Origin of the sequence: Paenibacillus sp. FSL H8-0079 (assembly GCF_037991315.1) — a bacterium.
GTDB lineage: Bacteria > Bacillota > Bacilli > Paenibacillales > Paenibacillaceae > Paenibacillus.
This window is the reverse complement of sequence record NZ_CP150300.1, coordinates 2,590,180-2,617,151: the sequence shown is the minus strand read 5'-3', so window position 1 is coordinate 2,617,151 and position 26,972 is coordinate 2,590,180. Positions and strand designations below refer to the sequence as shown.

The 26,972-nt window shown below is 47.6% G+C and carries 25 protein-coding genes; 3 read left to right on the top strand and 22 right to left on the bottom strand.

Annotated elements, in window-relative coordinates:
- Window positions 1-27: 27 nt before the first annotated feature.
- Window positions 28-462, bottom strand: coding sequence for an Rrf2 family transcriptional regulator (locus tag MHI06_RS11890; protein ID WP_340401567.1), 435 nt, complete (start codon window positions 460-462; stop codon window positions 28-30).
- 51 nt (window positions 463-513) lie between these two features.
- Entirely contained in the window at window positions 514-891 is a 378-nt protein-coding gene (locus MHI06_RS11885) for a DivIVA domain-containing protein (protein WP_024630343.1), read from the bottom strand.
- Between the two features lie 197 nt (window positions 892-1,088).
- On the opposite strand from MHI06_RS11885, the gene MHI06_RS11880 reads away from it, so the two are divergent.
- Window positions 1,089-1,655: a TraR/DksA C4-type zinc finger protein gene (locus tag MHI06_RS11880; RefSeq protein WP_340401566.1), complete on the top strand. Its 567-nt coding sequence runs from the start codon at window positions 1,089-1,091 to the stop codon at window positions 1,653-1,655.
- Between the two features lie 191 nt (window positions 1,656-1,846).
- Here MHI06_RS11880 and MHI06_RS11875 read toward each other — a convergent pair whose 3' ends face one another.
- From MHI06_RS11875 to MHI06_RS11845, 7 genes are all read right to left on the bottom strand, one after another.
- Entirely contained in the window at window positions 1,847-2,539 is a 693-nt protein-coding gene (locus tag MHI06_RS11875; protein ID WP_340401565.1) for a helix-turn-helix domain-containing protein, read from the bottom strand.
- A gap of 134 nt (window positions 2,540-2,673) precedes the next feature.
- A complete protein-coding gene (locus MHI06_RS11870; protein ID WP_340401564.1) occupies window positions 2,674-3,963 on the bottom strand; it encodes an MFS transporter in 1,290 nt (429 codons plus the stop codon).
- A gap of 247 nt (window positions 3,964-4,210) precedes the next feature.
- The gene (locus MHI06_RS11865; protein WP_340401563.1) at window positions 4,211-4,486 is read right to left on the bottom strand and encodes a barstar family protein; all 276 of its coding nucleotides are present in this window, start codon (window positions 4,484-4,486) and stop codon (window positions 4,211-4,213) included.
- A 14-nt stretch (window positions 4,487-4,500) separates the two neighbouring features.
- Entirely contained in the window at window positions 4,501-4,941 is a 441-nt protein-coding gene (locus tag MHI06_RS11860) for a ribonuclease (RefSeq protein ID WP_340401562.1), read from the bottom strand.
- Between the two features lie 260 nt (window positions 4,942-5,201).
- A complete protein-coding gene (locus MHI06_RS11855; protein WP_340401561.1) occupies window positions 5,202-6,209 on the bottom strand; it encodes a Gfo/Idh/MocA family oxidoreductase in 1,008 nt (335 codons plus the stop codon).
- A gap of 2 nt (window positions 6,210-6,211) precedes the next feature.
- A complete protein-coding gene (locus tag MHI06_RS11850; RefSeq protein WP_036609188.1) occupies window positions 6,212-6,586 on the bottom strand; it encodes a helix-turn-helix transcriptional regulator in 375 nt (124 codons plus the stop codon).
- Between the two features lie 421 nt (window positions 6,587-7,007).
- Window positions 7,008-8,156 (bottom strand): acyltransferase, encoded by a 1,149-nt coding sequence (locus tag MHI06_RS11845; RefSeq protein WP_340401560.1) that lies wholly within the window; start codon window positions 8,154-8,156, stop codon window positions 7,008-7,010.
- 72 nt (window positions 8,157-8,228) lie between these two features.
- On the opposite strand from MHI06_RS11845, the gene MHI06_RS11840 reads away from it, so the two are divergent.
- Window positions 8,229-8,621: a DUF202 domain-containing protein gene (locus MHI06_RS11840; RefSeq protein WP_340401559.1), complete on the top strand. Its 393-nt coding sequence runs from the start codon at window positions 8,229-8,231 to the stop codon at window positions 8,619-8,621.
- A gap of 177 nt (window positions 8,622-8,798) precedes the next feature.
- On the opposite strand, the gene MHI06_RS11835 is transcribed toward MHI06_RS11840, so the two are convergent.
- The 11 genes from MHI06_RS11835 to MHI06_RS11785 form a co-directional block, all read right to left on the bottom strand.
- On the bottom strand, window positions 8,799-9,404 hold the full coding sequence (locus MHI06_RS11835) for a general stress protein (RefSeq protein ID WP_017689064.1): 606 nt from the start codon (window positions 9,402-9,404) through the stop codon (window positions 8,799-8,801).
- Between the two features lie 865 nt (window positions 9,405-10,269).
- Complete coding sequence (gene hrpB / locus MHI06_RS11830) at window positions 10,270-12,789, bottom strand: ATP-dependent helicase HrpB (protein ID WP_340401558.1); 2,520 nt, start codon at window positions 12,787-12,789, stop codon at window positions 10,270-10,272.
- 145 nt (window positions 12,790-12,934) lie between these two features.
- Window positions 12,935-13,741, bottom strand: a complete 807-nt coding sequence (locus MHI06_RS11825; protein WP_340401557.1) for an SDR family NAD(P)-dependent oxidoreductase — start codon at window positions 13,739-13,741, stop codon at window positions 12,935-12,937.
- A gap of 223 nt (window positions 13,742-13,964) precedes the next feature.
- Window positions 13,965-14,807 carry a hypothetical protein gene (locus MHI06_RS11820; RefSeq protein ID WP_340401556.1) on the bottom strand — a complete coding sequence of 281 codons (843 nt, stop codon included), beginning with the start codon at window positions 14,805-14,807 and terminating at the stop codon, window positions 13,965-13,967.
- A 10-nt stretch (window positions 14,808-14,817) separates the two neighbouring features.
- Entirely contained in the window at window positions 14,818-15,570 is a 753-nt protein-coding gene (locus MHI06_RS11815; RefSeq protein WP_169478417.1) for a vWA domain-containing protein, read from the bottom strand.
- A 35-nt stretch (window positions 15,571-15,605) separates the two neighbouring features.
- Complete coding sequence (locus MHI06_RS11810) at window positions 15,606-17,684, bottom strand: hypothetical protein (RefSeq protein ID WP_340401555.1); 2,079 nt, start codon at window positions 17,682-17,684, stop codon at window positions 15,606-15,608.
- A gap of 158 nt (window positions 17,685-17,842) precedes the next feature.
- Window positions 17,843-18,118 carry a WXG100 family type VII secretion target gene (locus MHI06_RS11805; protein ID WP_017689071.1) on the bottom strand — a complete coding sequence of 92 codons (276 nt, stop codon included), beginning with the start codon at window positions 18,116-18,118 and terminating at the stop codon, window positions 17,843-17,845.
- A 186-nt stretch (window positions 18,119-18,304) separates the two neighbouring features.
- Window positions 18,305-18,853, bottom strand: coding sequence for a WXG100 family type VII secretion target (locus MHI06_RS11800; RefSeq protein ID WP_169478419.1), 549 nt, complete (start codon window positions 18,851-18,853; stop codon window positions 18,305-18,307).
- 6 nt (window positions 18,854-18,859) lie between these two features.
- Window positions 18,860-19,690, bottom strand: a complete 831-nt coding sequence (locus tag MHI06_RS11795) for a hypothetical protein (protein WP_169478420.1) — start codon at window positions 19,688-19,690, stop codon at window positions 18,860-18,862.
- A gap of 16 nt (window positions 19,691-19,706) precedes the next feature.
- A complete protein-coding gene (gene essC, locus MHI06_RS11790; RefSeq protein WP_340401553.1) occupies window positions 19,707-23,711 on the bottom strand; it encodes a type VII secretion protein EssC in 4,005 nt (1,334 codons plus the stop codon).
- A gap of 52 nt (window positions 23,712-23,763) precedes the next feature.
- Window positions 23,764-24,084, bottom strand: a complete 321-nt coding sequence (locus MHI06_RS11785) for a hypothetical protein (RefSeq protein WP_169478422.1) — start codon at window positions 24,082-24,084, stop codon at window positions 23,764-23,766.
- A gap of 421 nt (window positions 24,085-24,505) precedes the next feature.
- On the opposite strand from MHI06_RS11785, the gene MHI06_RS11780 reads away from it, so the two are divergent.
- Complete coding sequence (locus MHI06_RS11780; protein ID WP_076330720.1) at window positions 24,506-24,745, top strand: hypothetical protein; 240 nt, start codon at window positions 24,506-24,508, stop codon at window positions 24,743-24,745.
- A 183-nt stretch (window positions 24,746-24,928) separates the two neighbouring features.
- Here the strand turns inward: MHI06_RS11780 and MHI06_RS11775 are convergent, their stop codons facing one another.
- Both MHI06_RS11775 and MHI06_RS11770 read right to left on the bottom strand, forming a co-directional pair.
- Window positions 24,929-25,081 (bottom strand): hypothetical protein, encoded by a 153-nt coding sequence (locus MHI06_RS11775; protein ID WP_167350850.1) that lies wholly within the window; start codon window positions 25,079-25,081, stop codon window positions 24,929-24,931.
- 246 nt (window positions 25,082-25,327) lie between these two features.
- Entirely contained in the window at window positions 25,328-26,803 is a 1,476-nt protein-coding gene (locus tag MHI06_RS11770; protein WP_340401552.1) for an aldehyde dehydrogenase family protein, read from the bottom strand.
- Window positions 26,804-26,972: the final 169 nt, after the last annotated feature.

The window sequence follows — 26,972 nt, the reverse complement described above, 5'->3', positions numbered from 1 at the left end:
CACCTTTCCTTTACCTCTGATTGCAATCTACTCTGTCTGCGATGAGACAGCTTGCATCTGGGAACTGGATCGCTCCATATCTTCGAGCGTAATGGATGCAAAGAACTGCTCCACCTTGGACTCTGCAACCTGATACAGATTGGTCAAGAGGCTGTCTATATGCAAGCCCACTTCACAATCCGGGTTACAATTTCCATGAATCGGGAACAATGGACCCTCATCCTTGGCAGCCTGATAGATCATGTCTAATGTAATTTCATTGGATGGCTTCGCCAAATAGAAACCTCTTGTTCCAGGAGAGGAATTCACCAATCCTGCCTTTTTCAGCCCGCCCAGAATCCGTCTGACGACGACAGGGTTGGTATTCACGCTTCCTGCAATATGTGCAGACGTGATTCGTTCAGGCGCGCTGAGTGACAATAACAACAAACAATGCACACTGACCGAAAAATGAGTACTCATGATTAACCACCTTTTTTGAACATTTTAAATATCATCCTAGACGTGCTGACATTATTCAGAGAACAGATCCTGTTCGGGACGTGCTCTGATCTTGAGTTGTCGCACACTGTATTCCAGTTGTTTCACAATATCATCCAGCTGTTTGCGATCAATCTTGGTCGGATCTTCCACCGGTTTCGCGGACGACTTAAGATCCCGAATCGTTAACTGCTGTTCTTGCCATTTGTCCATCAGATCTGCAATATTGGCATAGAAACGTTCGTAATCTTTGATGACCAGGTCAAGATAGGCGTCCACCTCATCCGGATCATAACCACGAAGTTTATAATTGAATTGTTTTTCATGAATCGATAACGCATCTAGCTGTACACCCAATTGTTTGAACAATTGTCTTTGTTTATCCAATCTTCGTTTCATATGTTCATCCATATTGACAACCTCCATTATAAGCCAAGCCGTGGTTCCTTTTTCCAGTGAAAAACATACGGCATTTTCTCTCTCTATTTTTTATAACACATAATCCGTCAGATATAAAATGATACGACCCTATTCCTCGAAAATGATTGCTTTTCATCCGATTCGGGTAAGGACACATACACCCCACAACGGGAAAGGAGCATGTCCTTATGAGTACTTTAACCAAAGATCAACGTCAAGAACTGAAAAACGCCCTTTTGGAGCAACGCGAAAACTTGCAGCGTCATTTTGAATCCAGCATGGAAGACGGTGCTCCAGTCGAGTCGCTGAAAGATTCAACAGGTGAGCTGTCCTCATACGATAACCACCCGGCAGATGCCGGTACGGAAACATTTGAACGCAGCCGTGATCTGGCGATCGACGATACATTAACAGACGAATTCAATCAAGTGAACGACGCATTGGAACGGTTGGAACAAGGTACATACGGAACCTGTGTAACGTGCGGAGAAGATATTCCCTTCGAACGACTTGAGGCTATCCCCTATACCGCTTACTGTATTGATGACACGCCTAATCGGGAGATCAGCAACGATCGGCCCGTTGAAGAAGAGGTCATGACGATGCCTCCGAGCGGTGCTGGAGAAGTAAGACAGCGTAACGCCGGCAAGTTCGACAACGCTGATGCCTGGGAAGCGGTCGAAGAATACGGTACATCCAACTCCCCTTCAACTGCAGCCAAACGTGATGTGAAGGACTATGATGAGAACATGTAACGTGGTTATGAATTGTAACGGTTATGCATCAAAAATGAATTTGATTCAATAGGATACACCACCGTTATCCTGTCTTATCACGCATTAAAAAGCCGCCAATGGCGGCTTTTTCTAGTTTTCTTCAAAACAGTCTCTCACATTTGCGGTTACTTGCTTCCAGCGATAAGGCTGAACCCATGTATTCCATCCGTTTATTCTTCCAACTCACTACCAGATGATGAAGATTCTTGTCTCTTAGACACAGATCGAGACTTTTTCGTAGTTGCTTTGTCCTTATCAGACGTAACTTTCTTTTTCTCTTTTGCATCTGTCTTAGACACAGGTATTTTCACTATAGGTTTAGAGAGGGCAGAGAATAACTGAAAGACCTCATGTTCCCCTTGTTGATTCTCTTTTGTTGTATAGGGTTCACAGAGTTTTATGATGTTCTTATACAATTGCTCTACTTCCTCACGGTTTGCATACAACGTGATATCCGAGAGAAACATCCGGTCTTCGTTTTCCGCCTGATGCATGAATCGCTGACGACTTTGTTCGAACATTTCATTTAATAATTTGAGCGTTTCGGACCGAAACACCTGTTTTAATGGTGAGTTTTCCTTGTCTTCATCTTCATGTCGAAGATGGATCTCTCCGGTAAATGGTTCGTAGTACTTCGCAATAATGCCATTAATCTCCCGCGTGGAAACGATCGTGAGCAGACCGATTTTCTCCAGCTTTTTCACATGATAATGCACTTTGGCTGGTACCTCACCCATCTGATCAGCGATCTCTTTGACAGTGGATGGTCTGCCCTGCTTGTTAAACATATTCATAATCTGTATCCGATACGGATCGGAGTAGATTTTAATTTCTTCAATTGTGGAAAGAACTTTGTGCTGCATCCCTGTATCCTCATTTCCGGGGTACCTGTTGCCCATCGATGAATCTATTATACCGCTGCGTCAGGGCTTCGGTCAAAACAAGCCAGAGATGACATGCCACCTAAAATCGGATAATGATCGCTTCTGAATGTACTTCACAGCGCAGTTCGAAAACTTTTGCTAAATAGCAGCATACCTGCTGACATGGCAAGCATAATACCGAAGACGATAAACAGAACAGGCATGGTCATCCAATCCGCAAGTGCCCCCGAAACCAGGCTTCCAAGTGGTGCGACACTCAAGACGAGCATACTTTGAAGGGCATACACCCTGCCTAGCATCTCGGAAGGGGTCACTTCCATAAGATAGGTAGCCAGCGGTGTTGTAGCCAGTGGAATCCCCATTCCCATCAGTAGACAAAAGGCCGCTGCAACCGGCAGTTGGAAGGACGTCATATAAGCTGGGAGTGCCGTCATAGCATAACTGAGGCCCAACATGACAATACCGCTGATGACCAGCACACTTTTACGATAATTTGCTCCCCTTTGTGTCAACCACACACCGCTCAGCAACATGCCTCCCACCATCAGCCCACTGAGCAGACTTAATCCCCAAGCGCCAGCATGCAGCGTTTCAATGACATACGGTGCACGGAGAACATTGAACGGCATCAGGCAGAAATTAACGAAGGCAAACAGGATGGAGACGATTAGCAATAAGGCCTGTTTACGGAGAAAATGAAAGGCTTCCGCCATTTCGGAGAATATACTACTTTTTTCGGATGGAAGAAAATCTATTGCAGTAGATGTTTTATTTTCATTGTTAGCAGATGTTAAAACTTCAGGATAGCCTACTCGGCTCATAATTAAAGCACTTAACGCGAACAACCCCGCATCTATCAAGATCGTCCAGGCAATACCTATTGAAGCAATGAGTGCACCCGCCACTGCAAGTCCTGCGAGTTCTGCCACTCTGGTTGCGGAAGAGGACATGGCATTACCCGAAAGCAGCATCGATTGGGGAAGCAATCTGGGGACACTGGACACTTCCGCAGGAGTAGTGAAGCATTCCAGCAAAGAGTTCAGAATCGTGATGACAAACAGATGCCACACTTCGAGTTGCCCCAATCCGAACAACAGGGCTGTAATCCCAACGAATAAACCGCGACCCGTATTGGTAATCACAATCACTTTTTTGGGAGACATGCGATCAACCAAAGCACCGGCGAACAGACCCAGGAGGATATTGGGTAAGAAATTCACCGCCAGTAACGTACCCATCAACACTTTCGAACCGGTCAGAATGTACACCATCCAGCTGTATGCAATCGAATCAATGGAATCACCAAATCTGGATACAACTCTACTGAGCATAAATTGCATATAGGGCCTGCTTCGTATTAATTCACCTATGCCTTGCTTGCCAACTGCTGTGCTATCGTTCATGGCTTCCCACTCCCTAACGTTAAAATATTTTTCATGTTAATTTTATTTTAACGTACATTATGCAGAAATCAATACCTCCGTGAAAATAATTTTAACGACAAGTAAACAAAGTAAAATCTCGCTCTACTTTCAGATGATTCGTAATCAACAACGGAATTTTTGAACAATCCCCTATAACACAAAAAAACAGACCATATGTGGTCTGTTAGGTTGGGCTGATCGTATTTGAACTGCCTTCATTTTCTGCCTACTTCTCAACACTTAATTGAAATCCAGACTGCTCAGCCTGTACCTCCAACATCAAATCACGTACCCGGTCTGCTTCATTCCCCAGTCGTTCTTCGCTGATTCGGTAGTTGGTCCATTTTAGCTCAAGTGGAAGTTCAATCGTACCCGTCAGGCAATCCCACAATGCATCAAGATTACCGCCATAAAAATCCGGCAGAGCCAGCTTATCCTTTAAATTCTGATGAAGTTCAGCTGTACTCGCAAAGTCTACTCCATCCAGAATCACAATATTCATGACTGCCCCTTTCTCTATTTTAAAAGTGTAAAGGATGCATAATGATCTGTCGTTTTGTAGATGAGTCCATCATTCGAATACACAATCCGATCCGAATTACGGAAGCCGGAAGTATAGTTGATATCCGCTTCACGCCATGTCCGTCCGCTCGCTGCTGGCAGAAGCCCCTCGCGATTGCCGAATGTGTCTCCGCCGATGCTTTTCCCAGGAGCGACGACAGCCAAGTTTCCTTGTGAAGCTACCCAGCCGAGTCCTGTTGCCTGTGATTTGGTAATAAAGTTACATGGTAACGTTCCGTTTGCACTCAAATAGTTTGCTACACCCGTAAACGTATTGATGATGGTACATGTTGCAGCAGATGCCTTCTGCTGTGGGGCTGGGGTGAACTGTGATCCTGTCAAGAAAACGAACGTCAACAACAATGCCAGTAAAGCGGTTGATAGTAGTTTTTTCATCAATCCTGCCTCCCGATCCTCAAAGTAGATGAACGTTGCCACGATATGTTGTGCAAGCTGTAACTGTCTAGCTGAACGTTCTGCAAGATTATAGTAAACAAGTCATCTCATGACTATTTATATCACATCATTTTGGTAGAAATATCAAATGAAGAGGTTTTAATTGTAAAATATTATAATTCTAACATTTTAAGATAGAAAAAAGACTCTCATCTTGAAGATGGAGTCTGCATTTTCTAGTATGTTTGGTTTGAATTGATCTAATCGATCAGCTGCACACGTTGACGAGTTCGAGCCGATTCCAGGCACGCATCAATGACACGCATGTTCTGAATGGTATTTTCCGGACTGAAAGGCAAAGCCTCTCCTTCAAGTGCAGCTGCTGCGAACGTCTCTACCTGAAGCACATAGGAATTCGATACCGATACACGTTCCTCACGACTGACCGAATCCGTGTGCACAATAATCTGAGGCGGAATATCGCTGTTCTCCCAGCCAAACACTTTTGGCAGTTCAATTCGCCCTTCCGTCCCGAGAATCTCCATCTCCGCACGACCTGAAGCCCACATGCCACAGTCAAAAGTTAAGGCTACCGAATTCGGAAATTCTATTAGTCCCGATGCCATCATATCGACGCCATCATGCTCGTCCGAGAATAGAGCGTGTACCGTCACCGCTTCCGGTTCCTGTCCCAGATACATCCGGGCTGCCGAGATCGGATACACGCCAAGATCGAATAATGATCCGCCGCCCATCTCTCTTTTGAACCTTACATTCTCCTTATCATCAGCGGTATTACAAGTAAAATTGCCATGGATGGCTCTGACGATGCCAATCTCTCCACTGGCTATAATCTCTTGCACACGTCTGTGCTTGGGATGATATCGATACATAATTGCTTCTGCAAAAAGAACGCCTTGCTGGTGACATGCCTCGATCATTTCTGCGGATTCATCTGCACTCAGGGCTGCTGGTTTCTCACACAACACGTGTTTGCCAGCCTGTGCCGCTTTGATGGTCCATTCTTTGTGCATATGGTTAGGCAAAGGAATATAGACGGCTTCGATGTCCGGATCAGCGATGAGCTCTTCATAACTGCCATACGATCTGGCAATGCCGAGTTCTTCGGCAAGGGTTTCCGCCTTTTCTTTGCTGCGGCTGGCAATCGCCAGCACCTCACCACGTTCGGACTGCTGGATCGCCGGAATGACTGCATTTTTGGCAATGGTTGACGTACCGAGTACACCCCACTGTAACTGTCTATTCATGCTCATCTTCCTTTCGTACCGTAATTGTCCTCTTCTGCCTTGTGTAACATGCCTAGACAACGATCCAGATCTGTTTTGACCTGTTTCTTGTATAATTCGGCTTTCTCCGCACCATCATCCGTAAAATGATATAAAACGATTTCCTGAAAATCGACCTTCGGATCGTTACCCTTCAGCTTCTTCGTGCGATAAAAAACACCTTGCTGTACCAATTCATGTAATGCCCGATATACCTCGCTCTGGGGTGGTACATAACCGTAGTCTTTGAATTCCTGCTTCATCGCCTCCAGCATCTCGTAACCATATCCCCTGTGCTGTTCAACCATCGTAATCAGATACAGCTTAATAAATGCCCGCTGTGCAATCATAAAAGCCACGTTCATTCCCCTCCTATCAGAACCTATATATCTAGTATTATAAAACTTATGTTCGGGTTCTGCCATCTTTCTCCGCTTTGCCTCCCTTTTATCCATCTTCAAAGAAGGTGAGAAAGAAATCGTATGGATAAGCGTTAACCTGAGGGAAGCACGGAAAAAGATTTTCTGTTGTGAATTTTTCATGTAATGAAATTTTAATTTTTATTCAAAAGAATCAATTTCATAATACCTTTAGCTGCTTCAATCAAGGCTGGATATAGATCGAAACGGTTCAATTTGTCTATATCTAGTTACAGAATTTCATTTTTAGTGAGTTATGAAATTGATTCCAAAGTTTGTTTATTTCAGGGCTCAGGGAGTCGTGAGATCACTCTTGTACAGCTATTGTAAACTGTTGTGAATTTTTCATATGTTGATGGATTCATTTGTTGTGGACAGATTTCGGTACGGTTCCCACAATCCATTTGCCCCAGCTTACACGAGAGATAAGCCATGTCAGTACACAAGATAATGTGAGAGCCAACAACCAGGTGATGATCATTCGAACGACAGGGTTCAAGCCCATGGAAACATAAAACAGTTCATCCGGAATGTAGCTATACCGCAGCATCAACATATGCATCAGATAACCGCCATACGATACACCACCAATCCATCCCAGCAATCGTGTAGCCCTGAGGTTGTGAAGTTTTCCGGCCAGCTGGTACATGACCATAATGGAAGCGATCAGAAAGAGTGCCATATCAGGGCGGATCAAGCTGACTGTGTAGAATGTAATTTTGATTCCTTCCGGCTTCTGAAACTCCAGCATTAATAAATAAGTAAACCGCAGACCCAGAACAATAAACACTGTCCAGTATATCCAACGCAATCGATGAATCCATTCATTCCAGTGCTGGACGGATAACCCCGCTGCTGCACCAAGTACAAAATAAATAAAGAAATAGAGGAAATTACGGTCTGCATACGTTGTAAAAGCATCTGTCAGCACCGGGATATTCAGCCGTTCCATGAACTTGGCGATGTTTCTTAATTGATCCGCAAGTACAAGATACACCACACCAGAAATCAATAATGCGATCAAGCGCCCCTTGGCCTCATATCGGTTATATACATAACGAATGGCTCGCAAAAAGAGCGGAAATAACAGATAAAACTGAATCAACATAATGATGTACCAAAAGTGTGAAGTCGTTTTGCCCGTAAGCAACTTCAGGCCTAGGTCTGGGATGTCATTCCATCCAAATCCGGTCCAGCCTCGCGGTGCAAGTGTAAAATAAATGAGTGACCAGATCAGGTAAGGCACGATCACGTCGTTTACTCTTTTTCTCATAAACTTGCCGTAATTCAGCTTGTCTCCCGTGTTATAAAACAGCACCATACCTGTTATGAATATGAATAAAGGAACTGCAAATTTGGAGAGCATCAGCAGTATGGCCAGTAACACGCCATCCTCCAGTCTCGTTTCCGGGACTAATGAGTAATGTGCGATGGAATGCTGGAGAACCACCGCTCCAAAGGCAATTCCCCTTAAGCTCTCTATTTCTGTAATTCGTTCTTTGCGAGGCATACATTCAGCCATCCTTTCTTGGTTTTGCGATAAAAACAAAGTACAATGAAGCCGTATATTTAATGAACGGAGTTGATTCACATTTCTTTAACAGACAAAGACGTAACCACTACCGATTCCAAGTATGTCCAGCAACATCTGGCTAACGAGCGAACTTTTCTGGCCTGGGTACGCACCGGTATTGCCATGGCGGGCATCGGATTTCTTGCTGCCGGATTTGGTTTCAACTCGTCGGCGTATGATCGGCTTGCACATATTGCGGCGATTATTACGGGTATCACTTCTCTGATTGCCGGCATATCCATCATTGTGTATTCGGCAGCAGCGTATCATCGGAAGCGTACACAAATCAATGAACAGACGTTTCAGGCATCGACCGGATTAATCCGGTTTCTTACCATGATGCTACTGATGATTGGACTCGCTTTGGCTGTACTGTTATATGTATTGTTATTCCCTGCTTGACTGGGTAAAAACACCATCCGACATTATTGACACCCACCCATATGCAACACAGGGACAAAAGCCGGCTTCCCTTAAGGAAACCGGCTAATGACCATCTGGTGGATCATATATGTCATTCCATTTTACAGATAATAAGTCATTGGGTTTTATTTCATATCGATTAAATTCGCGGCAAGTTTACAGGAATGTATTGTTACCGAATCGCGCTGCCTTGTTTTGGGCTTCCAATCTGCGTTCTTCCATATCCAGATCCGGACGTTCGGCTGGCACATCTCCGCGATGAGCTGCTTCGGCTCTGTCTCGGTTAAGCTGGCTGTTGCCACTGAACACATCGTACACATCGGAGTCCCGATCCGTAGAATCTACGAGCAACAGGATTTTACCATTCTGTACATACTCCTCATACTGTTTAGCGTCCTCTTCCGGAATACCAAGACCCACAAGTCCACCCACCAATCCGCCAGCTCCTGCGCCCACAGCTGCACCGGTAAATGCTGCTGCGATAGGGCCTGCGGCCAGAATCGGTCCTATGCCGGGTATGGCTAGTGCACCGATACCTGCGAGCAGACCGGCTACACCACCAAGGACACCACCTGTTGCTGCACCAGCAGCCACGCCCTCAGGGGCTTTGGTACCTGTCTCTTCCCGAATTGCCTTCAGTTCGTCCCGATCTTGTGTAACAACGGAGATTTCGTCTGAAGTGAATCCTTGTGCTTTCAGACCCTCGATAGCCTGCGATGCTTCACGTTCTGTATTAAACACACCTACGATTTTCTTCTGCATAGTGAATCCCTCCTCATATTATTGAGTGGTTCGCTATGTTATTACCCTCCTAAGTTTCTTTTAAACGTTTGCAAGTCAATATACTATGTGTTGATAGTAAAAAATTGCTGAAGTTCATTCCTTATTAATCCTCATCAGGGTGTGCCTTCAAACTCAGGTATGTGATACGTTGTCAGGCATGTTTTACGTTGAAGCACGTCGGCGTCCAGAACATCTTGAAGTCTAGGCTGGCTGATCCTGGCGGATTGTCCCAGGCAATTTTCTAAGGAACCGAGGACGTCTTATTTATCCTTCGGGCCCTCCTTATATTTTGTAAGGAACATGAGACACGTTATTTACCAAAATCACCTGACAAACCCGTTGTAAATGGCTGGTTATTCAAATATAGCGTGTTTTAGATTCCTTAGGTTACTGTGGGCGCTTCAAATCGCTGAATAAGACGTCACAAGTTCGTTAGCGCTCCGCTCATGGTTCTGCTCCATGTTCAGCTCCCCAGGCACGTGCAGTTACGCTTCGGCTTCGGCAGGTTTGAAGATACGCTCTGGGGTGTGCCTTCAACCTCTAAAGAAGCAGATTTTGCCGAATTCTCGTCCCATGCCGGAAGTTTTCGGCAGGCGTGCCGGGGCACGTCAAGGGAAATTGACGCAGCATGGGATGAAAAGGCAAAGTGACGTAACATGGAGCGAAAAGATAGTAGAAGATGCACGTTAGCGAGTTTGGAGACACGTCCTGGTTAAAGGGTGATTCTTTAAGACAGAGAATGATTCGATCAGCTACAAAACTGACTGTTGTTCAGCAGAGTCTAACCCTGATACGCGCCCTTTGGGAACCAAATCGTTGATATTTGAAAAACGAAATAATTCATCTATTTGCCCCGTGGTTTGGCTCGATTTGTGGCGACCGCTTCAAGTGGATTATCCGGCCAGTAGTGCTTCGGATAACGACCTTTCAGATCTTTTTTGACGTCAAAGTACGTCTCTCGCCAGAAATTGGCCAAGTCTCGTGTGACCTGTACAGGTCGCTGAGCTGGCGATAACAAGTGGATGGTCAACGGGACTCGCCCACCCGCTATACGCGGTGTCTCCTGTTGTCCAAACATCTCCTGTAATCTTACTGCCAGCGCCGGGTCCTCTGGACGACTGTAGTCCACAGGAATACGTGAGCCACTGGGCACCTGTATATGCGTCGGCGCTTCATCGTCCAGTTGTTGTCGTTGCGCCCAGCTCAATCCACCCAGTAATACATCCTGCATTGACAATCTCTTCAGGTCGGCTGCCGATCGCATGCCTGTCAGATAAGGGGTAAGATGTTCTGCCAACTCTTCGGTCAGATCATCTTCGATCAGGTCAGGCCACTCAGGTAAATGGAGATGCAGGAACCGTAGCCTGTCCGCAAGTTGTCTGGATGTTTTTGTCCAGGGCAGACAATCCAGCCCTTCCATCCGTATCCCGGATAATAGTGCTTCCAGCACCTGATCTTCAGGCGGCTGTGCAATACTGCTCTCTTTAATCACAAGGGCTCCAATACGAAGTCTCTTATGTGCCCGCACGCTGCGGGTATTGGAATCCCAAGCCACTTGCACTTCATCGCGCAGCAAGTGCTGACCTGCCTGCAACAAGGTCTGCTCCTGCAACGGCGCAGCCAGCAGGATGCGCGCATCTGCGCCTTGGTCGTCTGCCTCGGCTGCGACCAGATACGCTGCACGGCTCAGCGATTCTGTCGCTGCGACCCGTACGCCGCGGCCGCTGCTCAGCAGATAGCGGCCGTCCTCCCGGCGTTGCCCGATCCGGTCCGGATAGGCGAAGGACAGCAGCAATCCGCAGCTGTCCTCATCCGGCCGCACCGGATCGGCCGCCGGGCCGAGCGCCGAGCGCAGCTGGCGGCTCTCCTGGAGCATGCGCCGCACGGCCGCGCCGTCTAGGGCAGCCGCTGCCGCTTGCGGCATGCCGCTGCTGTCCGCGATCAGCAGCGCCTCTACGCGCGGGCGGAGGTCCGTGCCCGCGCCTGCACTGCCACTGCTGCGGAGGCCGGCAGGCTCCTGCAGCAGTGCCGCCAGCATGCTGGCGTAGCTGGCCAGCCCAAGCTCCGCTGCGCGGAGCAGCATGCTGGCCAGTCGCGGATGCACGCCAAGCGTGTTCATCCGCCGCCCGAAGGGCGTGATGCGGCCTGCGTCGTCCAGGCCGCCCAGCTGGCGCAGCAGCGCCTGTGCCTGGCCGTAGGCGGCGTCAGGCGGGGTGTCCAGCCATTGCAGCTCTGCTGGGGACTGAACACCCCAAACGGCAAGCTCCAGCGCCAGCGGCGCAAGATCCGCGGAAGTGATCTCTGGGCGAGCTGCCTCAGGCAGTCCCCCATGAACCTCTTCGCTCCATAGCCGGTAACACACCCCTGGGGCGATACGCCCTGCACGCCCCCGCCGCTGATCAGCTGACGCCTTGGACACCGGCAGGGTAACAAGTCGGCTCATGCCCGTACGCGGCGAGAATGCCGATGCTCGGCTCAGCCCCGCGTCTACCACAACTTTAACGCCAGCCAGCGTAAGACTGGATTCCGCAATGGACGTGGACAATACGACCTTGCGCCAACCCTCAGCCGCCGGCTTTATCACCTCATCCTGTTGTTCCACCGGCATACTGCCATACAGGGAATGAACTTTCACATGTCCAGGAAGAGAACCATTCGATAACTCCCGCTCTGTACGGTGTATCTCTCTTGCACCAGGAAGAAAAACGAGTACGTCTCCCTCCTGTTCAACTAATGCCTTGTTCACCGTCTGAGCCGTGAATTGTTCCAGCTGCATAGCTGCCGGTCTTGGCACATATCGTGTTTCCACCGGAAACGTGCGTCCCGGACAGTGAATTGATCTTGTACCTTCACCAAGCAATGCACAGACGGGAACCGGATCAAGGGTCGCCGACATCACCAGCAGTTTCAGGTCTGGACGTAACATCGCTCGCGATTCCAATGCCAGGGCCAAGCCCAAGTCCCCGTGTAGGTGACGCTCATGGAATTCGTCGAAGATAATCATTGCCGTGTCTTCAAGACCCTGATCCTGCTGCAACATTCGGGTCAATACGCCTTCCGTCACAACTTCAATGCGTGTCGCCTGACTCACCCGTGTATCCATGCGTACACGATAGCCTACGGTTTGCCCCGCTTTTTCCCCTAGTGTAGCCGCCAATCTCGATGCAGCTGAACGCGCGGCCAGCCTTCGGGGTTCCAGCATAATGATTTTGCGTCCCGCAACCCACGGTTCCTCCAGCAAAGCCAGCGGTACAACAGTCGTTTTTCCCGCACCCGGTTCTGCAATTAACACACCTGTATCTTGATCCCGAAATAACTGCCTTAACTCCGGAATAATCTCTTGTATCGGTAACTCTATATGCATATGATCGCTCCTAATAAATGTACCCTACTACTCTTCAGCCTCAGTATTCGAATGTTAGCATTATAACAAAAAAAGCCGTCCCAGAGGAACGACTATCGCAGACATACTTATTTCAGCAAAAATGAAATTGATCCAGAATGCTCACTTAGCTGAGCAATGACTCGGCACCATCAATCACGATCTCTGCTCCGGTAATATGTCTGGATTCGGACGATGCGAGGAAACTTACCAGATCCGCAACATGTTCCGGCTGACCCGGCCCGTCCGCAAGTGGCTGCTGTCCTTCCGGGAACTCCATTGGAATAATGATATGCTGCAAATCATCCGTTTTGACCGTACTTTGATCGATATTGGTCGCAATCGCTCCTGGACAGATCACGTTTACACGTATCTTGAACTTCGCCAGCTCAAGCGCTGCCATCTTCGCAAATGCAACCTGCCCTGCCTTGGACGTGCTATACGCTGACATGCCGAAGCTTGAGAAGCGTTGATTTCCGTTGATGGAACTCGTGATGATAATGCTGCCACCGCCTCGTTTTTTCAAGTGCGGCAATGCATATTTAATGGTGAAAAACGTACCATTCAGGTTCGTTGTAATAATCTGTTGCCACTCTTCAACCTGAATATCCTCTATGGGTGCCGATACTCCGTTAATACCGGCATTGGCAAAAACAATATCCAAACCACCGAATAATTCCACGGTTTCGAGCACTGCCTTTTCCACACGTGCCGGGTCGGAAATGTCTACATCGAATGCTCTTGCCACACCAGGCTGCAGCGCATTAATCTCAGCTTCCGTTTCCGAGATTCGATCATTCACCAGATCAAACAGTGCAACTTTTGCACCCTCTTTAGCCAGCTTGACCGCAGTAGCCTTCCCAATTCCGGAGCCTGCTCCGGTAATAATCGCAACCTTGCCTTGGAAACGTGACTTGCCGTTATGTTGTGTCATTATCCATTCCACTCCTTCATTTTAGCAATTATGTAAGAATGTACGTTCAAGCTCATCATTGGTACTGAAAAGCGACCTTTTTGAACACGTACTTAAAGTCAATTCTTCACAAGATTACCCAAAAAGAGTGTCTTTTAAATCAACACCAGCAAGTTTTTTCACAGTTGATCTACACCAATGTCACAGCTTCATCAGGATCGATCCACATCTTGATATCCTGCACTTACCATTCCAACTCAATGAAAGCGGCATCATCTTCAAGACCGCCGGTATGTGTAGCATCCAGCAGTACCTGAATGTGTTCATCGGGCACATAAGCTTGGATGGCATCCAGATCATTTAATCCATCCGTGTATAACTGAAGACGCAGTGAATCGCCTACGGACCCTTTCATCTCGCAGATGTGCGGCTTACCACCGACAGGTCCTTCAAGTGTAGACCAACGCTCATTCGTCTTGCAATGTGCCTGGAACATGTCAGACTGTTCCTGGTGATTACGCCAGAGGCGAATACGTGAATCTCCTTGCCACGCAAGCCACACACGGCTTTTGCGGCCGCCTCCCGTAAGCTCAATCCGTCCACACACATACATGGCCTGACTGCCCCTGCTTCGCTTCTCCATCAACACTTCACGCAGCAACAGAGGGGAACTATCCAATGGTTGTAATTTCTCCAGTTGCTCGGATGCGGGAAGGGTCAGTTCATGAAGAAGACGCTCAACGCCCTCTTGCGTCGGGTGTTGCGTCGTTTCCAGCCACTCCAACAAAGCATTCCCCAGAAAACGTGCTGCAAAGTCTCCCAGATAACTCATGCCTACCCCATCACATAATACAAAATTGCAGACATTCCCATTCATACGGACCGCAGCAAAGTCTTGTCCAGTATCTCCCTGATTAACCGTCTCTGCCGCTCTGCCATAACCATACCTGCATTTGAATGTGCCCTGGTAGCGGGTTAGTGGCTGTTCACCGGTCTGTACACTCACATAGCGAAAGTTGCCATGCCGTTGCTCGGCATGGCCCCCCTTATCTCCAGCAGACAATGTTGCCAAACGCATTGCTCTCATGATTCCCCTCCTATCTCACAGGCGTAGCAGCGGACATCTGGAACCCGATCGATACCAATTCTGCGCAGGTACCTGGCAGCATCATGAGTGCACCGGGTGCAAGCAAATAATCAGCTTCAACAAGCATTTCCCGATAACTTTCGGGCAGGACGGATGACATGTTACGCAACTTCTCTCCATGCTCATCCTGAAGATTCGTTTCCGAAGAGATTCCCTTCCATCTTCTAGGTTCAGTGATCGGCCCTTCCAGCAGATGATCGGATATAAAGATATTCTCCACCAGTACATTGCCGTCAGGTACACTCATGCCCATGATTCTTTTCGCAATAGGCTCAGGATCTTCACCTGTAGCTACCCCATCCGTCATGTGGCATACGAGTGGCGCAGGACAATCCTGCATATTCGGAATTTCGGCCTGTAGTATCTTCTCAGCCTGTAGGAAAGCCTTCGCAGAATCCGAAAAGCGTCTCGGTGTCAGATCAGGCAAAGAACCAACTGCAGCAATCTCGTCAATCCCTTTGATTCCGTTCAACAAGTCATATACATCATCGCTATAAGCTAATATAGCTATCCGATAGCGAGGTGTCAGTCGATTTCCCTTGGTGGACCGAAATACCATTTGGCGAATCGCGAGAGATAAAGCATCATAGACGACGTCAATCCGACGACGATTTTCCAGAACCATATTCATGGAGGCGCTAATATCAATTAAATATATAATAAGTGCAGGTGTACGCTGCGATGCTTGAATCGTGTAGTTCATCTAGGGTGAGTCACCTCCATCGTTCACTTGTTTTTTTATAAGTTAGGCAACGTATAACTGTTGTTGCTCAGGAATTTGTTAATGGCGCTCATTCGAGCGGCCACTTTGCCGACACCTTTGAAATAGGCAGCATCGGTATTATATAGATTTTTGAAATCACGGGCATACGATTCCGCATTTTCAATTTTTCTGCCTTTTTGAGCGTTATACGTTTTATTGTAATGAGCAATCAGCGTGACCACATTCTGGGCACGTTTTTTCTTGAGCGCGGCTTTTTGAGCGATCTCCTGCTGACGTTTAACTTCGGCTGCCGCCTTACGCTCTGCTTCCTGTTTGGCAAGCTTGGCATCATTCTCTTTTTTCCAGACCAGATAAGCTTCATATTTTGCCTGTTTATCGTATTTTTCCTGCTCCGCTTTCTTGGCAGCTTCTTTCTTCTGCTGCTCCCGCTTCACCAGATAGGCCTCATATTTTGCCTGTTTGTCGTACTTGGCCTGTAATGCCTTGCGTTCTTCTTCTTTTTTCTTCGCTTCAGCTTCCTTTTGCTTGGCTTCAGCGAGCTTTTTCTTTTCCTCTGCGTCCAGTTTTGCAGCATCCGCAGCCTTTTGCTTCTCTTGCTCTTCCTGCTGCTTGAGTGCAGCCGCCTTCGCAGCTTCAGCCTCTTCCGCAGCCTTAACCTCTGCCAATCTGATGGCTTCCTGTTGTTCTTGCTGCTTCACCTCTGCCTGGTCGGCGAGTATTTTGACCGTTGGCACACCACCTGCCAGCAATACAATAAGTACAGCAGAGGAGATCATGAACTTTTTGGATCTGTAGAATGGCACAGGTACGGGCTTGTCTGTGTCTTCTTTCGGATTGAGCTTCGCATCCAGTTCCTTGATTGCGGCCTCAACTTCCATCTGCATTGCACTGTTATGAGGAATGAAGTGATACAACGAGCGGTACACTTCCAGTGCAGCCGCTGGTTTATCTTCGTCCTCCAGGGCTCTTGCTTGCAGGAACAGACGGTTCACAACCGCTTCCTGATCAGGAGAGTGCTGCGTTTGGGAATTTTTTCCATTTTTATCATTCAACGTTTCACTTGCAGATTCTGAGTTCTTTTTCAGATTCGCATTAACAGTTTCCGGCTGCTGATTAACGTCTTCTCCCGATGTCGCAGCAGCAACCGCATTAGTCTGATGAACATCTACCGCAGCCAGTGCAACATACCACTCACCAAACGTCGGACAACTGCTCAGATCGTGACTTTCCCAGGCGCGAATAAACAGCTCAGACAATTTGGAACCCCAACGCTTCTCAAGGGACTCCCGCATCGCATAATACCGTTCACTCACCGTTTGCATTTCATGTTGATCAAAATAGCTTTCGCCCCAGGCTTTCTCTACAATCACAGGGTCCGACCAGCTTAACATCTCAGCAATAATAACGGCTCCGGCAAATCGGTCAGCATATGAACTCCACAAACCACTGTGCACTGTTCGATGGGCCGCATAACCGGGTGACCCGGCAAGCAGGGCATCCGGACGATCCATCTTGGAACCGTACATTTGCTCGACATCCACCAGTTCTACCGCAGACGTCTTCCCCAGGTTCTCCACTTCGGAAAAAAACGGAATCATTACATTGGGAGCGGACATATCGCAATGAGCCAGTCCACGTTGCTCCATAGCCGAACCTGTTCCGGCAAGCGCTCTGGCCAGCTTCAGGCTCTCCTCTGCCGTCAGCTGTCTCTGATCGCTAATCACATCGAACCAGGTCTGACCTTGCACCCATGGCATCAACACCGCATATAACAGATCGGGATGTTTTCCAATGAGCGCTCCGTTTCTTTCCGGAGTGAGCACATCACGCTTGCATACCTGCAAACCTGGCAGTTCACTATAAGACTCCATATGCTCAGACTGATATACCATAGCCGGAATACGGAATTTAGGAAAAAACACTTTTAGTGCTTTGGCCCCATGAATGGAACCATTTCGGGGTATCAACTGATAAACAATCCCCTGCCTTCCGGCTTGGGCATAAGCCAGACCCGGCGCAGCCGGATGTTGCCCAATCGTATAGGCAATGTCGTTAATCACCACTTCATCCCCGGGATTTGGTTGAAAAGACATGCTTATCCCTCTCTCTGTCCTAGTGTCATAGTTGCAGCAAAAACCGGGTGTTGTGAAAACGCCCGGTTTTTGCTGTAGTTGTACATCTTCAGCTTGCTACCCACCTATAACTCAGGACGAACTCAGACTTCACATCGGCCTGATCTATGTAAAGCAGATTAACGAGCTTGGTCAGCTGTACGGAATTTGTTAGCAATAGCTGTAAGTTCAGCGCTGATGCTGTTCAGCGTTTGAACGAACGATTGCATTTGTTTGCTAGCTTCTTGGAACTCCTGGAAGAAGCGTTGCTTTGTCATACCTTCCCATTGTCCTTCCATGCTTGTGATGGATTGAGTCAATGTAGATACGATTTGCTGACTTTGCTCACCGCTTTGTTTAAATTGGTTGGAAACCTGATCAAGCTGCTCTGGGGTAACTAAAATACGTCCTGCCATTGGTAAATTCCTCCTTGGTTTGTGCAATTAAATTTTTACTTGTTCAAATTGTACTATACCAGGATCGATCGGACAAAAGCCGAAGGACCTACTCCTATTTACCCCATTTTCAGCACTTGAAACTTCTCCTAACAGCCTATTTACAAAAAAATATTCACTTCCTGCTGTCCTTTTTATTCACCCTGTTCAGGAAACCACAGGCTCGGTTCCTCTTCTTCCCCGAAAGGAAGGGTCTGTGAATCTCCATGCTACAGGCTCAGGCTGCATGGCCTGTACCAGTGTAGCCGGGGAGCCATCAGGCGGAGCGGCATCCTGTACACGATATACGGCCGCCATTGCGGAAAGGGGATCGGATACTACAGCTACAGTTGCAGAATGTGCAGGCATGATTTCTCCTGTACGGTTGTTCTGAAGAACATTCAGCATATTGACCGCATTACCATAGGCTGTGTTCACATGACTCAGCACGGAACGATACTCCATGTCTGCCTGCTGGAATAACAACGCTTTGCGTCCCAGCTGTACGCTTAAGTCCATCAATCGACGAAGCGCATCCTCGCCCAGTCGTTTACTGTGATTCCATTCATTCATCACCGCTGCGCGGGATTCAACCTCCCACTCCAGCGAATGAATCGCCTGATCCAACACTGCCATCTTTTGCTGTATTTGCTCCGCTGCATACTGAATCTGCCTGCTCAGTGCCCGAAGCACATCCGGTTCCACACGAATGCGCATTTACCATCACCTTTCCTCTTCCCCTGCAGGCTGTTTAAGCCAGTCCAGCAGCATCTCGTGAAACTGTTCTCTAGTCGTCAGTGCTGCAACAAGCCAATCATCTGAAGCGGCAGTGCTCATCCGGAACAGCCAGTTGGATACCGCACTTGCAGCAAATGCTGCTGACTGCGACTTCCACCCCTCTTCATTCCACACAAGCAACCGAAGCTCCCCATCTGACTCCTTACCCACCAGACAGCGTGCCAGCGCAAGTGAACCCTCAGGATCACTTGTCTCCTGAGCGAGTTCATCAGCTACCGTCTGTACCTCGCTGTTTTCCAGCTCATTCATAACATCATAGAATTTTTTCTTGGAGCACATTAATGCCGGTTTCTCTGCAGGAGAATGGCCGCTCCATTTCATCCGCTCTATCAGAACATCAATGGCTTCACGAACACTTCCCAGATCGCTGAGCCGGAACGAGTCCGGTACGTCGGCAACACGGGAAACTTCAACGACCCGCTCATCCGTGCAGTGTATATAACTCTCATACGACTTGCCGTTGATCGTGTAGCGAATCCAACAAGCTCTGTCGGACAGTCCGGCAATGGCTACCCTGGAGAAAACGGTCGGTGTCATGATCAGCTCATCCGTCTCCTGATCCTGAATCAGATATCCTTTGTCAAGCAGGGAGGCCTTGACGCGCTCCCACTCCATCGCGATATCCTCCGCCATATAGCCGCGAAACGGATCTTCCACACCAAGCAGTCGGTCTGAACCGAGAATACCGGCCAGGAAAAAAAGTTCTTTTGTTTGTAACGTGACTACCTTTTGCTTAGAATCATGAACCGTCAACATTATGAGCCACCTCCCCTCAAACTACAACATGCCATCGGTCACGAATTTCAGAAATCCAATCGGTCATTTTCCAGCTGTCATCACATGGAACTGCACCTTTAACCCTGGAATATTTACGTTTTACATAATAACCTTGACCCGGAGGCAGTACCTTCAGCCCACCTGTACTACCCCCGGATTCCGAATAAGGTATACGGAAGAACGAGAGATCGTTAGGGTCTAAAGTCCCGAACAGCATTCCGCTCTGGGAAGCCTTCACATCCGTTACCCAGTCAGAACCGAAGGTCGGGAAGTCTGCCGGAACCCCGGACAGAATCACGTGTACACCGCGATCCCTTCCTTGACGAACAATCGCTCCCAATTGATCTTTTACATTAAAATCGTTTAGCTGCTTGGACAAGGTGTCCGCATCATCGATGACGAGCACAAGTTCCGGTCCACCGGAAATCTCGCCTCTTTTCAGAACTTCATCGTACAACTGTTGAATCACAGGTGCAAGCTGTTCTTCTCGCGATACGTGTCCACGGACATGGGGCAGACTACTGATTTCCCCCAGTCCACCTGAGCCATAACGCATATCTACCGTGTATATTTGCACATCTTCCGGAGAAGCATGATAAGCCAGTGATAACATCCAGGTCAGCAAAAATGTCGTTTTGCCGCCTTCCATCGGACTCGTTACCATGAAATGTGGACCTTCACGCAGATTAAGCTGGAATGGTTCCAGATCATCCGTAAGCAATCCCACAGGCACCGTTACAGACGATGTATCCCAAGCCTGACCATATGATCCTGTCCGAATGAGCAGATCCTTGAGTTTGATCTCTTCCGGAAGCGGAGCAATCTGCGGCGCTTCTTCCCCGGTCCAGCCTTGGCGAATCTCAGCGATTGTACGGCGCAGTGCCGATGACCGCTTGCCCTCATCTGCCCCGGAAGAAGGTAATGCCGCCTGGAACATCAACGGAGGTACCTGTCCTTTGACCAGGCCTCTTCCTGGCGGAAGCTGGCTTGGTGCCTTGGAAGGTCTTCCCACGGCATAATAATAATCACTTGGATCGGATAATTCAAATGAAACCGCATTAGGAATATTACTTCTGAATTTCTCAAAAACATCCGTTACCCGATTGGCAGTAAGCACGAAGGTGATGCCCAGACTTCCGCCTTCACGCAAGATCGTCTCCAAAAGTTCATTTTCTTCCGGATAAGCATTGCGGAATGAAAGATAACCATCGATAACCACCACCACCTGCGGGACAGCCGCATGAGCTGTTCGGCGATAGGCCGAAATCGTTTTAACGCCCGCCTCCGAGATGATATCTTTGCGTTGTGCCGACAGCTTGAGAATATAGCGGAATAACCGCTTGATCCGGTCTTCCTCTTCAGCCATCATCACGCCACCGATCTGAGGAAGTGCTGCAAAGTCTTTCATCATACGGCCCATATCGATAATGTAACCATGCCAAGGCTCAGTTCTGTGTGAACGGGCTAGTGACATCAGCAAGGTCTGGACAAATGTTGTTTTTCCGAGTCCTGGCATACCGTACACAACCAGATGGCCTTGATCCATAGGCAATGCAAGTGGCTGCTGACGCTGATTAGGGAGATCATCCAACAAACCAACCAGTGGTTTCAGACCACTCGCCCCGCCATCAAGCAACAGATCACGATTCTCTTCTTCCTGCCAGTCAGGAAGACTTTCCCATTCCAGTGTCTCTGGTAAAGGTGGTAACCATGGTCCTGGCAAACGACGGATACCTGCATCCGCTGCAGACTGCGCAACATAGTCAATAAACACCTGAAGCTGTTTCGGAACATCTTCACCTTTGAGAACAGCTCGGCGCTCTCCAGTTAACAGAGGTTCCCGCTTACCGTTCAAGCGTACTTCCATAACAGGTAATACAGTCGTTGCATCCTCCTGCTGGTTATAAGGCGCACCACTCCAGGCGAATTGCATTTCTTCAAATACTTCATCACTGCCGACCTGAAAATATCCACGCCCAGGCTTCGTAATCCAGGCAGCATTTGGAATCTTGATCATGTCCCTGCTGTCTCCCTCACTCTGTACGCGAAGGCAGATTCGGAAACGGGAATTACTCCATATTTTATCGTCCACAACGCCGGCTGGCTTCTGGGTTGCCAGAATTAGATGAACGCCAAGTGTCCGACCAATGGCCGCGATACTGATCAATTCATCCATGAACTCCGGCTGGTCCCGCTTCAATTGAGCAAACTCGTCAATGATAATGACCAGATGTGGCAGTGGCTGTTCATGTCTGGAACGCAAAATTTTGTAATATTCATCAATGTGCTGGAGGTTTCCCGCATCATTTAATATCTTTTGCCTTCTGACCAATTCGGCACGAAGTGAGATATTCGCCCGCTCAATCAGATTTCCATCCAGATTGGTGATTGTACCGACCACATGAGGCAGATCGACAAAAGTGTTGGACATCCCGCCACCCTTATAGTCAATCAGCATGAAGGCCAGATCATGTGGATGGAATTCAGCAGCCAGTGAGGCTACGATGGACTGGATGACCTCACTTTTACCTGAACCGGTTGTACCTGCAATCAGACCGTGAGGACCATGACCCTGACGTTCAATTTTGTCATGCAGATTAATCGCAATTTTCTTGCCGCCAGCTCTTACACCCATTGGTACGGGTAGCGTATCAGGATATCTCGTCTGTCCCCACCTCGACACCACATCCAGATCCTCCACCCGTGATGTGCTCAGCATATCCAATAACGGGAGCACTTGCGGGATATCCGAAGCAGATGAACGCTTCAACCGGATCGGTGACATATAACGGGAAAGCGCCTCTGCCATCTCTTTCGAGATCACATCAGGATTGTACGTTTGTTGAATAACATCTGCATCTTCCGTTTTTTTGATATACACACCTTTGCCTTTGGAGGCATCCATAATCAACTGACAATGCATCGGTAGAGACTCTTTGCGATTAGCCAGTATGATGGTGCATACATCAATCTCCTGAGCCGACTCCAGCAGCAGAGGAAGCAACGGTTCTTCTTCAATTAATTGCGTATCGGAGAGAATCACAACGTAACACGGCGTTTGCACGCTTTTCTTGTAACGGTCTTCCTTATTGTTACGGCGCCGGTTCAACACGGAAAACAAGCTGTCCGCCAATTGATGCGCACCGCTGTGCCTGTCGGCCATATAGCGTTGTCCCTGGTCTTCATCCCAGATATGGGGCATCCAGCGGAGCCAATCCCACTCCTTACTGTCCTTCTCTTCATAGAAAGCAGCAAGCTTGAGTTCATCTGGTGAATGCCGTACTGTCAGCTGTGAGATGATGACTCGCAGGGAAGCAAGAACTTCCTCCCGATCACCGACCAGTCCCATAACCTTTGATTGGAACAAAGGCAATGTAATGGAAGCATCCGGTACCGTCTGGAATTCAGCCGCAAGTTCATGGGCCGCTTCAATCAGCTCATCCTTCTCGTAACCATCAATCCGCGGAACCTGAAGTTTGATTCGGAATGGAATCTCTCCCGTACCAATACGCACCTGAAGGAAATCATCGTCCTCTGGTGAACGTTCCCACAAGGAACTGTTCCGGTTCTTCACCACTTGAAGACACACACCCGGATCACCATGAATTTCGTACAGGCTCTTTACTTGCTCCGCCTGCGCTTCCTTCAATTCTTCCCGGTGTTTTTCGAGTTGAGCAAGGTACATGGTTTTGCGTTCTTCCAATTTTTTGCGATATGATTTCTTGTTGCTCAAATACACGAAGAATGGAATGGTGTAAGAAGTAAGCATCATCATGACCGTCATCATCTGAAACATCATATAATTGCTGTTGTTCATTTTGCCGGTCATGTTGATATATACGTAGAAACCAATGCTGACCATAGTCATCATGATCGGCACAATAATGGATATCATGGAAAACGTGGGTTTGCTCGGTTCTGTTGGAGGCCTGAGTATTTCGAGTCCCTCTTCCTTGAGAACCGGTGTCATTCTTGGAGAACGCTGATATAACACATTCACGAAGAGAAGACCTCCTTTAGTTCGTTCAATAGAATGTATACGTTCAAAAGCCCTATTCGTTGCTGTCCTGCTGAAACAATGAACGTCTTCCGTATACAGGCGCTTCTTCCGAAGTCGTTGAAAAAGCCCGCTGGACACGGACGCAACTACCTTGTCGCAGCCCTGTTTCCATTAACTGCTGCGTGTTCTGCGGAGAGAACCACAGACCTTCCGGAAACTTGGCCTCAAGGATGTACTGAATGCCGTCTCCCGGTGCCTGTCCAAAAATCCGAACGCCGAGTAATGTCTTCAAATGTTCAATGGTACATTCGTCCGGAACCTCGATGTCGAACCATTCGCCTTCCTCGCGGCCGGAATACACGGTTAGAATCATCTGAATCCCTCCCATGGTCTCATATGTAAATTGTCCTAATGTCAGATTAAATCAAAAAAAAGAGAATGAATCGTTATATCAACCCTATTTTCTTACATAAACACCCTGTTTGCAATGTGCCACCTGTAATTTTGTTACATATGACCCACGTATATATTAAAATATCGTACATTCGACTCAGAACTTTCGTGGCAGTTATGCAGTTAAAACTTGCGAGGATGCGAAACTTTTTGTTTTTGTTCCATTTAAATGGTAATTAAGTTCCGTTTTTCAGGACTTTTATTCCTTCGCCCACAATCTAATTGTGAACACTTTTCAAACATTACCCACCTTTATGTTTTCATAAGCTGATTTTAAGGTAATTTTAAGCATTGGTATTTAATATTACCTGTATGAAATAACAACCGTGAGGTGATTTCAAGTGAGAACCCTAATAACCTTTCAAAACAAATCAATCCCTGTATACTTTAATCAAGAAAACAAACAACCTATGCAGAAGACATTAAGATTGCTTAGCAGTGCTCTGGAGCATAAAATTAGCAACGGTAAACGCGCACTCCAAAAATGTCTGCATTCTTTAATTAGTATTGAGATTGTCAATGGAGAAGCCATTCTCCACAGTCGCAGTGAAAATGACTCCCTTGCTCTATCGTTATATTAAAAGAAGTCCATTAAGCCGTGTTCATTACAAGACATGAAAAAGGAAGCTGTCGTTATTAAACTGTACCCCATAGAGAGACTTTTTAAAGTGTCTACTCTATAAGGTACAGTTTATATAGACAAGCTTCCTTTTTTGAGGTGTATACACGTCAACAGTGGATCGCGGATCAATACCGGTCATCACTCAATTCAGTTTGCTTAGGACATAGGCGGCATCATGTTCTTCCGCAATCTCGGCTTTACGAATACGAATAACAAACAGTCTAACCAAATTGGCACGTGTATGTTCTTCCTGACAGGTATTCAGCTTCCTCAGAATAAAGCGGTCAATGGACATGAATTTTAAGGCCCCTTTGCCATTGGATTTACGGATCGGTTCTTCCGTGTATCCATAAATAACCAGATAGAGACAGCCCCAAACAGATTTTTCACTCTCATGTGAAACAGTATTTTTGTGAGGTGTACAATTGTGCAAAAAGCCCGTACCACCAAGCTGGAGACGGACTTTCGCATGATTTGTCGATCTATCAGTAACCCGTTGCAATCATCCAAAAGAGACCCTGTTAATTCACTATTTTTCGACTTATAATACTCCAGGATAATCCCGATACTGGTGCTGAATACTGATCCAACGCGTACGTGTAAACTTCTCAATCGCCCAATCACCGCCGAAGCGTCCAATTCCCGATGCTTTCTCACCGCCAAACATCACATGTGCTTCATCGTTCACAGACTGATCATTAACATGTACCATGCCAGACTCAATTCGCTGGGCAACCTGATATCCTCGATTCAGATCTGTGGTGAATACGGAACCACTAAGTCCATACGGAGTATTATTCGCCAAACGTACAGCTTCCTGTTCATCCTGCGCCTTCATGATTACTGCCACTGGACCAAACAGTTCCTGCTGCACGATATCCTGTTCAGATTTGACATCGGCAAGTACAGTAGGAGACAACACACTGCCTTTACTGGTTCCTCCGAGCAATAACCGCGCTCCTTCAGCTTTGGATTTGTTCACAAGCTCCAGTAATCGTTCTACCTCTTTTTCCCGAATGAGAGGACCCACCAGTGTTTTGGCATCCGCTGGATCACCTGCCTGCACATTCTTCGTTTTGGCAACAAATGAATCGACGAATTTGTCGTAAATATCGGCATGCACAATGATACGATTCAGAGCCATGCAGATCTGTCCCTGATGCAGAAACTTGCCAAAGATCGCAGCTTCGGCAGCACGTTCAATATCCGCATCTTCCAGCACAACCATGGCGTTATTACCACCTAGCTCCAGTGCCATTTCTTTTAAATGTTCACCCGCCAATTTACCGATCCCCTGTCCAACTTCTGTGGAACCCGTAAATGAAATCACTTTCGGAACCGGATGAGCGACAAAGTAATCCCCGATCTCGCTGCCACTTCCAGCAACGACATTCAGTACGCCCTCAGGCAGACCAGCTTGTTCAAACAAATCGGCAATAAGCCAGCCTGCCGTAATCGGAGTGTCCGATGCTGGTTTAATAACCACACCATTACCAAGAGCAATCGCCGGAGCTACGGATCGCAGGCATAGATGCAAAGGGAAATTCCATGGTCCGATGACACCAATCACTCCCTTGGGTTCACGAACCACACGGTTCTCTTTGCCAGGAGTATTGGACGGGATAATCTCACCCTTCATCCGATAGGGAAAAGAGGCTGCTTCGTCCACAATGCGTTTGGCAGCTGCGAACTCCGCCTCCGATTTGATGCGGGTACTCCCGGATTCCGTGATCAACAGCTGAATGATTTCCTCTTTCCGCTCTGCCATCAGGGAAGAAACTTTACGCAATACTTCTTCCTTCTCAGCGGGCAGAGACTTCGCCCATTCTATCGAATTTTTCTGAGCCGACTCGTAAGCTTTATCTATGTCTTTCTTATTGGAAGAGCGCCACGTGGCAATAACTTCTCCCGTATAAGGGTTGATATTCTCCATTGTTTTCTCGCCGGAGCCCTCTACCCATTGGCCATTAATATATTGTTTCGTCCATGTTGTATGTTCGGTGTCCATTAAAGTCATTGGAATATACGCCTCCTGATCAAGTTTGAATGTCACACCTGCAATACGGTGTAATACATCATTAACCTTGTACAGAATTACGCAAACGCGTAGACCTGAATTAACCTTCATTCCCTAAGCTTAAGGAAACAACACCATCCATACTATTCTGCAACCTCCTGCACGTCAT

Excerpts from the sequence above, each read along its gene's own strand:
- MHI06_RS11890 (WP_340401567.1), bottom strand. The coding sequence starts at position 462 with ATGAGTACTCATTTTTCGGTCAGTGTGCATTGTTTGTTGTTATTGTCA.
- MHI06_RS11885 (WP_024630343.1), bottom strand. The coding sequence starts at position 891 with ATGGATGAACATATGAAACGAAGATTGGATAAACAAAGACAATTGTTC.
- MHI06_RS11880 (WP_340401566.1), top strand. The coding sequence starts at position 1,089 with ATGAGTACTTTAACCAAAGATCAACGTCAAGAACTGAAAAACGCCCTT.
- MHI06_RS11875 (WP_340401565.1), bottom strand. The coding sequence starts at position 2,539 with ATGCAGCACAAAGTTCTTTCCACAATTGAAGAAATTAAAATCTACTCC.
- MHI06_RS11870 (WP_340401564.1), bottom strand. The coding sequence starts at position 3,963 with ATGAACGATAGCACAGCAGTTGGCAAGCAAGGCATAGGTGAATTAATA.
- MHI06_RS11865 (WP_340401563.1), bottom strand. The coding sequence starts at position 4,486 with ATGAATATTGTGATTCTGGATGGAGTAGACTTTGCGAGTACAGCTGAA.
- MHI06_RS11860 (WP_340401562.1), bottom strand. The coding sequence starts at position 4,941 with ATGAAAAAACTACTATCAACCGCTTTACTGGCATTGTTGTTGACGTTC.
- MHI06_RS11855 (WP_340401561.1), bottom strand. The coding sequence starts at position 6,209 with ATGAATAGACAGTTACAGTGGGGTGTACTCGGTACGTCAACCATTGCC.
- MHI06_RS11845 (WP_340401560.1), bottom strand. The coding sequence starts at position 8,156 with ATGCCTCGCAAAGAACGAATTACAGAAATAGAGAGCTTAAGGGGAATT.
- MHI06_RS11835 (WP_017689064.1), bottom strand. The coding sequence starts at position 9,404 with ATGCAGAAGAAAATCGTAGGTGTGTTTAATACAGAACGTGAAGCATCG.
- hrpB (WP_340401558.1), bottom strand. The coding sequence starts at position 12,789 with ATGCATATAGAGTTACCGATACAAGAGATTATTCCGGAGTTAAGGCAG.
- MHI06_RS11825 (WP_340401557.1), bottom strand. The coding sequence starts at position 13,741 with ATGACACAACATAACGGCAAGTCACGTTTCCAAGGCAAGGTTGCGATT.
- MHI06_RS11820 (WP_340401556.1), bottom strand. The coding sequence starts at position 14,807 with ATGAGAGCAATGCGTTTGGCAACATTGTCTGCTGGAGATAAGGGGGGC.
- MHI06_RS11815 (WP_169478417.1), bottom strand. The coding sequence starts at position 15,570 with ATGAACTACACGATTCAAGCATCGCAGCGTACACCTGCACTTATTATA.
- MHI06_RS11810 (WP_340401555.1), bottom strand. The coding sequence starts at position 17,684 with ATGTCTTTTCAACCAAATCCCGGGGATGAAGTGGTGATTAACGACATT.
- MHI06_RS11805 (WP_017689071.1), bottom strand. The coding sequence starts at position 18,118 with ATGGCAGGACGTATTTTAGTTACCCCAGAGCAGCTTGATCAGGTTTCC.
- MHI06_RS11800 (WP_169478419.1), bottom strand. The coding sequence starts at position 18,853 with ATGCGCATTCGTGTGGAACCGGATGTGCTTCGGGCACTGAGCAGGCAG.
- MHI06_RS11795 (WP_169478420.1), bottom strand. The coding sequence starts at position 19,690 with ATGTTGACGGTTCATGATTCTAAGCAAAAGGTAGTCACGTTACAAACA.
- MHI06_RS11785 (WP_169478422.1), bottom strand. The coding sequence starts at position 24,084 with ATGATTCTAACCGTGTATTCCGGCCGCGAGGAAGGCGAATGGTTCGAC.
- MHI06_RS11775 (WP_167350850.1), bottom strand. The coding sequence starts at position 25,081 with ATGTCCATTGACCGCTTTATTCTGAGGAAGCTGAATACCTGTCAGGAA.
- MHI06_RS11770 (WP_340401552.1), bottom strand. The coding sequence starts at position 26,803 with ATGACTTTAATGGACACCGAACATACAACATGGACGAAACAATATATT.